Genomic DNA, 13,807 nt, shown 5'->3' with positions numbered 1-13,807 from the left:
CAACTAAAACTTTTAAAACAGCAAAAAAATATACATGGCCTTTATTCCCATTTGATGGAAAGGCTTTATCTAATATATTGTTTAGAAAACCCATAGTACAAATAAAAAATAATAAAAAATAAATAAAAAGCTATATTATTTTTGAACTGAATGTATAGTTTGTGAATTTATAAAAAAGGCCTAAAATTTAGAGTTTTAGGCTTTTTTATGTAAAGTATATATCAGAGAATTCTATATTTATTTTTTCTATTTTAGTATCTAGTTTTTTATATAGTTCTTTATAAGGATGATAAACTTCGTTACAACCTAAAGTGTTTGTAGGAAGCTCAATTATAAACTCACTACCTTCTCCGTAAATACTGTTGACTTTAATAGAACCATTGTGCATTTCAACAAGGGATTTAACAAGTGATAGGCCAATACCACTACCTTCATGATCTCTTGTAAATGATTTATTTACTTGTTTAAAACGCTCAAATATTACATCTAATTTATCTTTTTCAATTCCTATACCTGTATCTACAACAGAAATAAGTATATTATCCCCCTTATCTTGTAAACTTACGGATATGCTATCTCCAGGTTTTGTAAATTTAATTGAATTGGAAAGTAAGTTCAAAATAATTCTTTCGATATTATCTGGGTCACAGCAGACAAATTTCTCTTCCACATCAGTATCGAATATAAGATTTAAACTTTTGCTTTCTACATAGTCAGTAATAGATAGGGTTATATCTTCTACTAAACTTACAATATTGCATTTATCCATATTTAGACTTAGATATCCTGCATCTATTTTTGTAATGTCGATTAAATTATTTACTAGCCTTAATAACCTATAGCAATTTTGTTTCATTCCTTTTTTACAGTTTAGTATTTTATCTATATTTTCAGAAACTAAACCATTAGATAGATAAGATTCTACTAGCTGTAAAGAACTAAATATTATATTTAAAGGAGTTTTTAATTCATGAGAAATGTTTGCAAAAAATTCAGTAAGTCTTTTTTCTTCATTTACTCTTTCTGTTATATCTAATCCCATACTAATAATATTTTTTACAGAACCATCTTTATTTGTAAGTATTTGGTTACTCCAAATGACATTAATTAAATCTCCATTTTTGCAAAGAATAGAACCTTCTTGTTGAATTACATTTGTATTTGGTTTTTTTATATAGTTTAATATTTTTTCGCCTATTTCTCTTAGTGGGGTATTTATCCATTTATAGCCTAAAACTTCTTTTTTTGAATATCCACAAATTCTCTGACCATGTTTGTTAAATTGCACTAAGGTTCCATCTTTATCCCAAACGCATATAATAATGTTTGCATTATCTATAACAGCCTTAGAAAAATATTGTTCTTTTTCTATGAGTTCCTCTGCAGATTTTTTATAAGATAAATCTGTTAAAGAACCGGATATTCTTATACGGGTACCTTCATCATTAAAAACAGCAGCTCCACGAATTAAAACCCATTTATAATTATTGAATTTTGTTTTTACACGAACCTCTTGATAAAAACTATCACTTTTACCTTTTAAATGCTCAATGTATTTTTCTTTATAATAGGACCTATCTTCAGGATGAACAAGATCAATAAAATAAGTAATTAAAGAATTCATTTCATCAAATGTATATCCTAAAATCTCTAAAAATCTATTTGAAGCGAATCCTGTCTTATCTACAAAACACCAGTCCCAAATTCCATCATTAGAACCATCAATAGCAAGTCTGTAACGTTCATCAGAAAGGTTAAGTTTATTTTGAGTTTTTAAAAGCTTTAGTTGTCTTAATCCCATGTCCCCAATCATCTGTGCAAAGTCCTTAAGAAAATTAATTATCTTCTCATGTTCTTTTTTATCAACAACTGGAATATCTTTTAATGCATCAAGATAAGATTCTTCATCAAAGCCAAATTTTTTAGCTTGTTTTTTAAAATATTCTATATCTGGCTCTTCAAACAAAACTTGACCTACAAATATTGTAGCAAGAAATGTGCCGTCTACTACAATAGGTGCTCCCATATCTATTAATCCATTTTTACAATGAAAATTTACAATGTCATTCCCATTTTTAAATTGATCTAATATATATTTGTCGCTTTCAATACAAAGCTTTTCACATTCAGGATTTACTCTATGAAATTTTGTACAAAGATCTCTCCATTTTGTCATAGTCAATATTGTTCCATCTCTTGCAACAACACCTGAACTAATACCTGTTGCATTATAAAAACTATCAAGTAGTTTTTGAAGTTGAGGTATATCTATAAGGTCAGATAGTTCGTAATCCATTTTTACCCCCTATAATAATTAATATATACATAAAATTCTACATATTATACAAAAATCCTCTTAAAATTCCATTGGAAATTCGAAAAATTAGAGTGAGGAGTATAATAATCATTATTAAACATTGCTCTGTATTTAATAATTTACATAATAATAAGGAAAATGGGGGAGAAAATTGAAAATATCGAGGCGGGGTTTTTATGAATTTTTGTAGTAATAAATATATATAATTAAGTAAAAAATTATATTAGAGTAATTAGAAAGTGTGGTGTATTTAAATGATTTTTTTAAATAGAAAAGATGCAGGAGAAAAAATTGCAAAACATCTTGAAAAGTTTAAAAATGATAATGTAATAGTCCTTGCAGTTCCAAGAGGTGGAGTAGAAGTAGCCTATGATACAATTAAAAGATTTAATTATGAATGGGATTTAATAATTCCAAGAAAAATAGGTTCACCTACTAATGAAGAAGTAGCTATAGGTGCAGTATCAGTTGATGGAAGTTATATCTTAAACGAATACTATGTTAATATGCTTAATATATCAAATGAATATTTAGAACAAGAAATAAATAAACAAATAAATGAAATTAAAAGGAGATTAAATCAATACAGAGGAATTGAAACACCTCCAGATGTTAAAGATAAAACAGTAATAGTTATTGATGATGGAATTGCCACTGGGTTTACCTTAATTGCTGCAATAAAATCTATTAAAAACCTTGGTGCAAGTAAAATTATCTTAGCCGTTCCTGTAGGTCCCAAAGATATAATTGAACAATTTAAAAATATTGTAGATGAGGTAATATGTATTTATGAGCCAGATGATTTTCATGCAGTAGGCGCCTATTATAAAGATTTTTCACAAGTTGAAGATAAAGAAGTATTTACTTTACTAAATGAATTAAGAGGTTAGCTTATGGATTATAAACTGTTAGTATTCTTAGTAAGCAGTCAGGTATGAAAAGAATTTAACTAGAACTATTAAAAGTGGCATGAGCCCAGATGAATTCCTAACTCATGCCACATAAAGTACTTTTTATAAAGATCTATTTTTAAGCTGGATCTTCACTTTCATTTTCAATTTTAGCCATTTCTTCAGGAGATAAAGTTTCTATCTTAAATTTAATAGCTATTAAGAATAGTGAAACTAGAGGGTTTATTAGATTTAAGAATGCATAAGGGAAATATGCAAATGTACTAACTCCTAAAGTTCCATATATATAAGCACCACATGTGTTCCAAGGAACAAGTGCGGAACTCATTGTACCGCTATCCTCAAGAGCTCTTGATAGCATTTTAGGATGTAGTCCTCTTTTTCTGTATTCATTTTTATACATTCTACCAGGTATAACAATTGATAGATACTGCTCACCAGCAACTACGTTAGTCATCATACAAGTAGCCATTGTAGCAAATACAACACCAAATGTTCCTTTTGCAAATTTTAATATAGAAGAAGCTAAAACTTCCAACATACCTGTTTTTTCTAAAATTCCGCCTAGAGATAATGCACATATAGTAAGAGATACTGTAGACATCATAGACATTAATCCGCCTTTAGATAATAATTCATCAACTGCAGCAACTCCACTATTAGATACAAATCCGCTGTGAGCAGCATTTATAATATCACCAACAGATGCACCTTGAAATACTATTGCAAATACAAATCCTAAAACAGCACCTGCAACAAGGCCTGGTATAGCAGGAACTTTAAATATTACAAGTCCTATAACTATCATAGGTGGTATGAATAAAACTGGAGATAATGTATTAAATGAACTCACCAAAGTATCTCTTATTAAGTTTATTTGAGACATATCTAAATCTTGGCCGGCATATTTCATACCAAGTATTCCATATAATATTAAACATATTATTAATGAAGGGATTGTAGAATAAAGCATAAATCTAATATGATCAAATAAAGTATTTCCTGCCATTGCAGGAGCTAGATTGGTAGTATCTGATAATGGAGATAATTTATCACCAAAGTATGAACCAGAAATTATTGAACCTGCTACAAGAGGTGCTGGCATTCCTAAACCTTGACCTATTCCTAAAAGAGCAACCCCCACAGTACCCATAGTAGTCCAAGAAGATCCAGTTGCTATAGAAACTATACAACAGATTATAGTAGTTGCAATTAAGAATATTTGTGGAGATAAAATTTCAAGACCCCAGTAAATCATAGCTGGGACTATACCACTGATTATCCAAGTTCCTATAAGAACACCGATTATCATGATAATTACAATAGCTTGCATAGCCATTTTAATAGTAACAAAGATGCTTTCTTCTAGTTCGTTCCAGGCGTACCCTAGTTTAAATATAGCAACAATAGCTGCAACAATAGCACCACCCATTAATGGTACATGAGGAGATGCTCCATATTTAAGTATTGAAATACCTAAAAATAAAATTAAACATACAATTGGAATTAGTGCATCAAATAATGTAGCTTGTTTTTTTTCTTTACCTTTCATAAAATAGAAAAACCCCTCCTTAAAATATTTTATAGAACATAGAAAATTATATTCATTTTAAATATAGATATTCTAATAAAAACTCTATATTAATTAAATATTTTATTTTAAGAAGCTGTTAAAATTCAAATGTAACATTATCTATTTCACACAACCTGATGGGGTTATTCTAAAAAAATTAATATAAAGGGTAGAGTATGTATAATCATGATAGATTAATAAGCTTAAAACAAATAATTAAAAAGAATAGAAATAAATAACAAAGAATAAACCAAAAGAAGGAGATATACAGATTATCTCCTTCTTTTGGTATTTTATAGATCTGAGTAGTAAATTAGATTATATAAACTAAGAGAAAAGCTCAATAATATCTTTGTCAGAAAGACTTTTTAATACATTTTGATTAGAAAGGTCTCCATTAATAAATTCTTCAATAAGTTCATTTTTACTTTCTTGAAGTTTTAGTATTTTTTCTTCTATAGTTCCTTTAGCAATAAGCTTGATAACTTCAACAACATTTTTTTGACCAAATCTATGAGCCCTGTCACTTGCTTGGTTTTCAACAGATGGATTCCACCATGGATCAAAGTGTATAACTACATCAGCACTAGTTAAATTAAGACCTGTACCACCTGCTTTTAAAGATATTAAAAATACCTTATTTTCATTTCCTTCGTTAAATTCATTAACTAACTCTAATCTTTCTTTAGCTGGAGTTTGCCCATCTATATAAGAATAAGAAATATTATTTTTATTAAGTTCATCACCTAAGTTTTTAAGAACAGATGTAAACTGTGAAAATAAAAGTATCTTATGATTATTAGATATATAATCTTTTAAAAGTTCTATTGTAGTATCAATTTTTGAACTTTTTTTATTATAATCTTCTAAAAGTATTTTAGGGTCTAAACAAAGTTGTCTCAGTTTTGTAAGATAAGAAAAAATTACTATCCTATCTTTTTTTATATCTTTGTTATTCATTTTTTCACTAAGTTCAGATACATAAGCACTATATATTTTTCTTTGATCTTTATTTAATTCAACAAAGAATTTCTTTTCTATTTTATCAGGAAGTTCTTTCATAACTTCATATTTAGTTCTTCTTAGTATAAATGGCTTTATTAATCTTTTTAAGTTATAACTATTATTTTCGCTGTATATAAATAATTCTTGGAACTTACTTCTATTGTATAAATAACCAGGCATTATAAAATCAAAAATTGACCAAAGCTCTATTAGATTATTTTCAATAGGAGTACCTGTTAGTGCAAATTTAACTTTAGCCTTAATATTTTTAACAGCTTCTGTACTTAATGCAACTGGGTTTTTAATGTTTTGAGCTTCATCTATTATACAGTAATTAAAAGTTTTTTTATTATAATTATCTAAATCATTTCTAAGAGTACCGTAAGTTGTTATAACTACATCGTATTTATCTATTTCTTCAAAGGCTTTTTCACGTTCTTTTTTACTTCCATGTATTAATAATACCTTCATAGTTGGAGCAAATGTTTCAAATTCATTTTTCCAGTTATATATAAGTGAAGTAGGAGTAACTATTATACTTTTACAGCTGTCTTTAGTCTTAGACAATAAAAAACTAATAGCTTGTAGCGTTTTACCAAGACCCATTTCATCTGCAAGTATACCACCAAATTCATAATGATCTAGCGTATTAAACCAATTAAGACCTGCTACTTGATAATCACGTAGATTAGCATTAAGTTCATTTGGAAGAGTTAACTCTAAAGTTTTTATATTTTCAAATTTCTTGGAAATATCTTTTACTAAATCCCTACCAGTTATAAAATTTAAGTTTTTATTTTCAAACATATCATTTAGATATAAGATTTTGCTGTTATGAATTTTAGAGATATCTTGATTTCCAATTAAATCTAAGTTTTCAAGCAGTTCGAAAAAATCTTTAGTTTCTTTTTCTTCTAGATTTAAAAAATTTCCATTTTTTAATTTATAGAATTTACTTTTTTCTTTAAAAGCAAGTAAGATATCTTTATATTCATCTTTATTAATATCTTCTATGTTAAAAGAAAAATCTAAATATCCATCAACACCATCTCTTACAGAGGCTTGGATAGAAGATGAATTGTATATTTTTTTAGATCTAAATTTATCAGAGTAATAAACATCACCAAAATCTTTAAGGTTTATTATTTCTTCATTTAAGAATGTATATAAATCTAAATCATTTCCTTTGAACACATAAACTTTATTATCTAAAATGAATTTTAAATCATTAAGCTTATTTTTAATTTCATTTTCTTTTTCTAAATCTCTTAATATGAATTTTTGTCCATTTTTATCATCGTAAACAAATTTTAAATCACAAATAATACTAGAGCCTTTTAAGTCAAAATAAAATTCCGTTTTAAAATCACTTATTATATTATTTTTTATTTCGTCATCTATTTTAACTTTTTTAGAAAATTGTGATATTTTAGGGACTAAATTACTTAATACCCCTTGAGTGTCTTCTTTTTCAAAAACTATATTTTTAGTTTTATTTAGTACAGAATAAATTCTATTATAATTTAAAGCTTGCTCACCATAAAGTAAATATATATTATCATTGTATAATAAAACATCACCTTTATCTGTTAATGGAATAGGTAAATCCTCATTAGATGTAAGTTTTATCTTTCCATCATCATTTTTCACATCAAAAGAAATTGGAAGTACATCCTTTATTATTTTAGGGCTATACTGTTCATTACTAAAGTTAAGTGTAAAACATTTATTTTTTAGAGTTTCTAAGAAAATTTTAAATTCACTTTTTCCGATATACATCATTTTAGGATTAGAAACACTAAAATAAGATGCTAAATTATTTCCGTAGTTTTCGATAATATCAATTAAATTTTCATCTTCAGGATAAAAATAATGAATATTTGGGTTATAAGTAAAGTTTTTACCGTACTCTAAAGTGTAGTTATTGCATTTAGCACATGCAAAATCTCTTAAATTTTTTAGAACATACATTTTACCTTGCCCTATTTTAAAATCAGCAAATATTTTATCGCGTTCAATAGATATATTTACTTCTAAATTAACTAATTCTCTCTTAGAGTCATCAAAGTGAAATAATAGTTGTTTATTAGGTTGTGTAGGGATTTTTATAATAGGATCTTTTTCGTTAATTTGAGAAACTAAGCTTGTAGCATATTCCCTTTTGGCAAGTTGTAGTCCATATATAGAAGTTGCAGCTAAGTGTTTACATATGAATAAGCGATTATTACTATTTCTAGATCTAAAGTCTTCGCAAGTACATCTAGCTTCAACTATTTTTAGTTCTTTAGTATTTACAGATATAGAATTTGGATAAACTTCATTATAATATTCAGATTCACAAATTCCATCAAAAGATATTGTATCTTCATTTATATTAAACGTAACATAATCGACTAATTTTTTATTAAAATATTTAATTCCTCTTATCCATCTAGATTGGTCCGTTTTTGATTTTATTAAATCTTGTATTTGCTTAAAGTCCAATTTGTCTCACCTTACCCTCATTGTGTATATAAAACATTATAGTCTATAAAGCTTTAAATTACACAAAAATATTTAAAATATATATCGCGATTTAAGAAAAAACTATGATTTAAAATACATAAATCTAATAAATTCACGAACTTTTAATATACTACATAATGATATATTTATACAAGCTAAAAAATATTTAAATATTTTTAATATTAAGCACACCTTTAAAATCTATTTTAATAAAATAATATAAATACTAAAATTTAGACTTTATATATAAGGTCTTAGAATTAATTTTAGTAAAATATTTTTTTAGAAATTTTTTATTTATTTAACTAAAATGAAATTAATATTTGTAGTTATTTAATTCAAATAATTATATTAACATCATAAGGTTATTAAATACTATGAAATTTATAAAAATAAAATAGGAGATGATAGTTTGAAACTATTAATTTTAGATAGTGGCCATGCTGAATATGTAGCTGGTAGAGAAGCCCCAGATAAATCTATGAGAGAGTGGGAATTTAACAATGATATGCAATATAAAATAAAAAATTTGGCAGAAAAACATGGAATTACTGTATTTTTAACTAATCCATATCCACAACAAAAAGATGAAATGGGACTAACTAAGAGAGCAGAAATTGCAAATGGTTATTGGGCATTAAAGCAAAAACCACCTGCACTATTTTTTAGTATACATGCAAATGCTTATAAAAATGAATTTAATGAAGCTAGAGGAACTGAAACTTATATAGCATCTAATGCAAGTCAAAACTCTAAAAATGCTGCAAAATATGTACAAGAATCAGTATATAAAATGATAAAATCAATAGATACTAATGCTAAAGATAGAGGCGTTAAGGTTGCAGATTTTACTGTTATATATAAAGCTAATATGCCATCCATACTTGCAGAATATGCTTTTTATACTAATAAAGAAGATCTTAAAATTTTAAAAGAAAATAGAGATCAATTAGCAGAAGCAACTATTCAAGGAATATGTAAATACTTTGGTATAGAATATATACCAACAGAACCAGAAAAACCAGATCCACCAATAGATCCAGATCCTCCTGTAGAACAACCTAAATTATATGAAAACTGTGTAGTATATAGTGGTCAAGTAGATGAAAATATAGCTCAAATATTAAGTTGGGACTTAAAGGATTATGTTGTTGTAGATTTAAGTGTTTATAAAGAAGGTTTAGGTAAAAATATTTATGTAGTAGGAGCTGCATGTGGAAAGTTAAAAGGTGACTATAATTTCTATGGAAAAGACAGATGGGAAACTTTAGATATGGTTATGAATTATATAAAGAAATAAATAAAGAATAAAAAAATGTGCTATCACTAATTTTAATATTAGCTGATAGCACATTTTTTTATTTATTTTTACATTTAATTTATGTCATAATTAATAAATTTAACGAGACGTTAGTATATGTAATTATTTTAAACATAATATATGTTAAGGAGGTATTTTAATGGAAAACATAATATTAACATTATCGTGTTTACCTAAGGTTGGTAAAAAGACGATACTTTATTTTATAGAAAATATGATGAATAAACCTAAGGACGAAAGGGATTTATTAGATATATTTATAGATATAAAAAGTAATAATAAACGTATAATAGTTCCAACGTTAGATCAACTAAAAGAAGCAATAACCAAAAGTGAAGAAATAATATTAAGTTCTCAAAAACAAAATATAAAAAATATAGATATATTAAATGAGAACTTTCCAAAGAAATTGATAAACATAGAAAATCCTCCAGTAATACTTTTTTATAAAGGGAATTATAATAGTTTGATAAATGATAATTCTGTTGCAATCGTAGGAAGCAGAAGAGCGGGCTTAAAGGCTCTAGAGGCATCTTACAAATTAGGAAATATATTTGGAAAAGAAAAATATAGTATTGTAAGTGGATTAGCTATAGGATGTGATGAACAAGCTCATAAAGGATGCTTAGATGTTAAAGGTAATACAGTTGCAGTACTACCATGTGGATTAGATGACATATATCCAAGTAGTAATAAAGATTTAGCAAATAATATATTAGAAAATAATGGGTGCTTAGTTAGTGAATATCCTATTGAGATGAAATCTTTTAAAAATAATTTCATAGAAAGGGATAGAATTCAAAGTGGATTAAGTAGTGCAGTTATAGTGTGTGAAAGTGATGTTAATTCAGGAACTATGCATACTATTGATTTTTCCAAAAGACAAAATAGGATTTTAGCATGTTTAGATATTGAAGCTAGTGGAAATCAAAAACTTATCAAAGAAGAAAAGTGTATAGTAATTAGAAATAAAGAAGATATAAAAAAATTGAAATTAGAAATAGATAAGTTTAATGATTATTTTTATTTAAATAATTTTAAACAAAGTAGCAAACAATTAAAAATAGAACTATAAAATAAATAGATTTATACTATTAGTTGAATTGAATGAAATGTAGAAAAATGTAGAATATAGATTTAAAATAAATTTGTTTTATGATATATTATATTTTATTGCTAAAAATATAAGTTAAACTTTTATAAAAATAAAAGTAATGAAAGGAAATATATCATGGAACCAGTTAGAATTAATATTACAGATTTTAAATTAAATAATTTTATAAATTACTATGAAGATAATGCAAAAGAAATGATTTTTGAATATCAAGATTCAGTTGTTAGAGTAAATTTAATAGATAAAGATTATATGGATGTAATAACTTTTGATGAAGATTATGAAGATTTACAAGAAGCCAATGATTATAAGGAAGTTTTATTAAATGAAGAATATGCACTACATTTTATAATAGGTAAGACACATGAAGGTGCTGAAAAATTTGAGTTTATAGACGGTACAAAATATAGTATGAAGCATTATTTAGATGATTTATATATGGATAAAAATAGTATAAAAGATATAGGAGATTTAAAGTTGAATTTAGATCACTTAGTAGGTCTTTTGATTGATGTAGAAGATGGAGAATATGTAATGAGTATTACTAACTATGAAAAGGGATTAAGCCCAAGAATAGAAGAAGTTGAAGAATCTGGAGATTTAGAAGATATAGTGAAAAACTTAATAAATAGATTTACTGCGTAAATAGTAAGTATGACCTGTAAAATGTAAAGGTCATACTTTTTTAATAGATAAAAATATATATTAGTTATTCATATCAGCAGGATAATATAATCCAATTTGCTTACGTATAGTGTCCATAATATTCATAACAGAAAGGGAATTTTCTAAAGTATTTAAATTAGAGTAAGTTTTATTAGATTTTATTAAGTCAATAAAATGACTAATTTCATAGTACATATCATTTTCATATTGACTTAAAGTTAAGTCTTCAGTACTACCATCTGTATAAACTATTTTAACAGAGCTAAAATTATTTATTTTTTCGATTATGATACTTCCATTTTCACCCTGAATTTCAGATGGAAGATGAGAATTAGATATTTTAGAAAACATAATGACTCCATCCATATCATCATACTTAAATATAGCACTACCTTGAGCATCAACCCCACTTTCGAGCATCAACGCATTACAAAGAATATTTTTAGGAACGCCAAATAAATTAACCATTGGAGCTATACAGTAAACACCTATATCCATTAAAGATCCATTAGAAAGTTCATTTTTAAAGGCATTTAATATTATTCCTTCTTTGTATTTATCATATCTAGAAGAATATTGACAATAGCTTGCAAAGTATCTTCTTATTTTTCCTATTTTATGTAAATTATTTTTTACTTGCAAGAAGTTTGGAAGTACAGTAAGTCTCATAGCTTCCATAAGTAATACATTGTTTTCTTTAGCAGTTTTAATCATATCTTCAACTTCATTAGAATTAGAAGCGAAGGCTTTTTCACATAGTACATGTTTTTTATTTTTTAGAAATTTTATAGCTTGTAAGTGATGTATTGAATTAGGAGAAGCTATGTATATTGCATCTAATTCTTTATCATTTGCCATATCATCTAAATTTGTATATGTTTTAGTGAAATTATATTCATTTTTAAATTTTGTAGCAGTATCTATATTTCTAGAATAAAAGGCATGTAAATTTATATCATCGATTAATTTTGATGCTTCTATAAAGTTTTTAACTATAAATCCACTTCCTATTATCCCTAAATTTATTTTTGAACTCATAAAAATCCCCCTAAGATGTTTTTATTTTAATTATAACATAGAGAAAAATTACATATATAGAATGTATTGAGTGTATATATATTTAACTATGATTAAATAGTATGAATATCAAAAATATAAAAATAAGATGTAAATAAGTAGTATTATTTTGGATATATTTTACAGTTATGCTATAATTTGTATGAAAAGTGTATTATAACAAGGGGGAGTTTTATGAAACTGAAGAAAAGTATATACGCAGCTATAGTTGTTAGTGCTATGGCTATTAATAGTGTTGTGCCAATAGCGTATGCAAATGAATCAAAAGAGTATGAAACATATACAAAGCCTAAACCTAAGACATTTACTCAAATATATGACATACCTGAAGAAGTTCAAAAAGACTTATCAGAATTAGATAATATAAAATATTTCAAATTAAAAACAAATTCAGATTATGAGGTAGCACTTGCTCATGCAAATGGAAGCTATACATTTGTCAAAGATGCTAATACAATAGAAGAAGCAGTAAGTATGGCAAATAGTTTAGAAAATGAGTATAGTGAACAAAACATTATACCAACGGTTATAAATAGTAAAGGAATGATAGCATATACAACAAATTCTATAGGTCGTATTGTAAAGCTGGGAGAAGGTATATCCGAAGATTCTATAAGTTATATTACTAATTTATATAAAGATTCTAATAAATCACAAGCTTATACATATATTAATCATGGATTTATAGATGACGTGCCAGTTATAGAAGAAACTGAAACTATGGTAAAAATAGAAGCATCAGGATTTACAGGCTGGATTGAAAAAAGTGATGAAAGTGGAGCTAATATAGTACTTTTACCTATGAATCAAGCAACTAATTTAAGTTACTATGAAAATGTAGAGGGACAATTAATCCACTACATCAGTTCTAATGTAGAAGGAAACACAGGAACTAAAAGAAGTATAGGAAGAGCACCTTCTTTTATGAATAAAGGTATAGAATATTATAGTTATGATGGAAATTATTATTATGATGACATAAATAAATTAATATCAGATGAAAAAGAAAATCATCACAATAATGCTGTAAATAGCAATGAGCCATATTATAATTATTATCAATATTTATCAGCGAGAAGTAAAGTTTCATATAATGCTAGTGATATTGATAAATATTTTGAATATGTAATATCAAAAGATAGTAAATTAGAAGGTAGTGTATTAAGGGGAACTGGAGAGTACTTTATAAAGGCTCAAAGCAAATATGGTGTTAATGCATCTTTTATGATAGGTATTGCTATGAATGAATCAGGAAAAGGAATATCTACATTATCAAAAACTAAAAATAATATTTTTGGTATAGATGCTAGAGATGACA

Annotated in this window: 9 protein-coding genes; 5 read left to right on the top strand and 4 right to left on the bottom strand. The window is 26.2% G+C overall.

The genetic code is table 11. The features are described from left to right. Positions 1-205: 205 nt before the first annotated feature. A complete protein-coding gene (locus VLM92_RS12195; protein ID WP_325276610.1) occupies positions 206-2,296 on the bottom strand; it encodes a PocR ligand-binding domain-containing protein in 2,091 nt (696 codons plus the stop codon). A 275-nt stretch (positions 2,297-2,571) separates the two neighbouring features. Between VLM92_RS12195 and VLM92_RS12190 the strand changes: the two genes are divergently transcribed. Beyond that, entirely contained in the window at positions 2,572-3,207 is a 636-nt protein-coding gene (locus VLM92_RS12190; RefSeq protein WP_325276609.1) for a phosphoribosyltransferase, read from the top strand. A 139-nt stretch (positions 3,208-3,346) separates the two neighbouring features. Here VLM92_RS12190 and nhaC read toward each other — a convergent pair whose 3' ends face one another. After that, positions 3,347-4,780: a Na+/H+ antiporter NhaC gene (gene nhaC / locus VLM92_RS12185; RefSeq protein WP_325276608.1), complete on the bottom strand. Its 1,434-nt coding sequence runs from the start codon at positions 4,778-4,780 to the stop codon at positions 3,347-3,349. A 348-nt stretch (positions 4,781-5,128) separates the two neighbouring features. After that, entirely contained in the window at positions 5,129-8,290 is a 3,162-nt protein-coding gene (locus VLM92_RS12180; protein WP_325276607.1) for a DEAD/DEAH box helicase, read from the bottom strand. A gap of 433 nt (positions 8,291-8,723) precedes the next feature. On the opposite strand from VLM92_RS12180, the gene VLM92_RS12175 reads away from it, so the two are divergent. The 3 genes from VLM92_RS12175 (at position 8,724) to VLM92_RS12165 (ending at position 11,391) form a co-directional block, all read left to right on the top strand. Next, positions 8,724-9,611 (top strand): N-acetylmuramoyl-L-alanine amidase, encoded by an 888-nt coding sequence (locus VLM92_RS12175; protein WP_325276606.1) that lies wholly within the window; start codon positions 8,724-8,726, stop codon positions 9,609-9,611. 160 nt (positions 9,612-9,771) lie between these two features. Further along, positions 9,772-10,707: a DNA-processing protein DprA gene (locus VLM92_RS12170; RefSeq protein WP_325276605.1), complete on the top strand. Its 936-nt coding sequence runs from the start codon at positions 9,772-9,774 to the stop codon at positions 10,705-10,707. 156 nt (positions 10,708-10,863) lie between these two features. Then, positions 10,864-11,391, top strand: a complete 528-nt coding sequence (locus VLM92_RS12165; RefSeq protein ID WP_325276604.1) for a hypothetical protein — start codon at positions 10,864-10,866, stop codon at positions 11,389-11,391. Between the two features lie 60 nt (positions 11,392-11,451). On the opposite strand, the gene VLM92_RS12160 is transcribed toward VLM92_RS12165, so the two are convergent. Next, positions 11,452-12,450 (bottom strand): Gfo/Idh/MocA family oxidoreductase, encoded by a 999-nt coding sequence (locus VLM92_RS12160; protein ID WP_325276603.1) that lies wholly within the window; start codon positions 12,448-12,450, stop codon positions 11,452-11,454. A gap of 213 nt (positions 12,451-12,663) precedes the next feature. Between VLM92_RS12160 and VLM92_RS12155 the strand changes: the two genes are divergently transcribed. Further along, a partial coding sequence (locus tag VLM92_RS12155) for a glucosaminidase domain-containing protein (RefSeq protein ID WP_325276602.1) occupies positions 12,664-13,807 on the top strand: 1,144 nt, incomplete at its 3' end.

The sequence above is a fragment of the Romboutsia sp. genome (assembly GCF_035470145.1).
Lineage (GTDB): Bacteria > Bacillota > Clostridia > Peptostreptococcales > Peptostreptococcaceae > Romboutsia_D.
Note: the sequence above shows the minus strand (reverse complement) of the source record. Positions and strands in the feature narration are given on the sequence as shown.

Excerpts from the sequence above, each read along its gene's own strand:
- VLM92_RS12165 (WP_325276604.1), top strand. The coding sequence starts at position 10,864 with ATGGAACCAGTTAGAATTAATATTACAGATTTTAAATTAAATAATTTT.
- VLM92_RS12190 (WP_325276609.1), top strand. The coding sequence starts at position 2,572 with ATGATTTTTTTAAATAGAAAAGATGCAGGAGAAAAAATTGCAAAACAT.
- nhaC (WP_325276608.1), bottom strand. The coding sequence starts at position 4,780 with ATGAAAGGTAAAGAAAAAAAACAAGCTACATTATTTGATGCACTAATT.
- VLM92_RS12195 (WP_325276610.1), bottom strand. The coding sequence starts at position 2,296 with ATGGATTACGAACTATCTGACCTTATAGATATACCTCAACTTCAAAAA.
- VLM92_RS12170 (WP_325276605.1), top strand. The coding sequence starts at position 9,772 with ATGGAAAACATAATATTAACATTATCGTGTTTACCTAAGGTTGGTAAA.
- VLM92_RS12160 (WP_325276603.1), bottom strand. The coding sequence starts at position 12,450 with ATGAGTTCAAAAATAAATTTAGGGATAATAGGAAGTGGATTTATAGTT.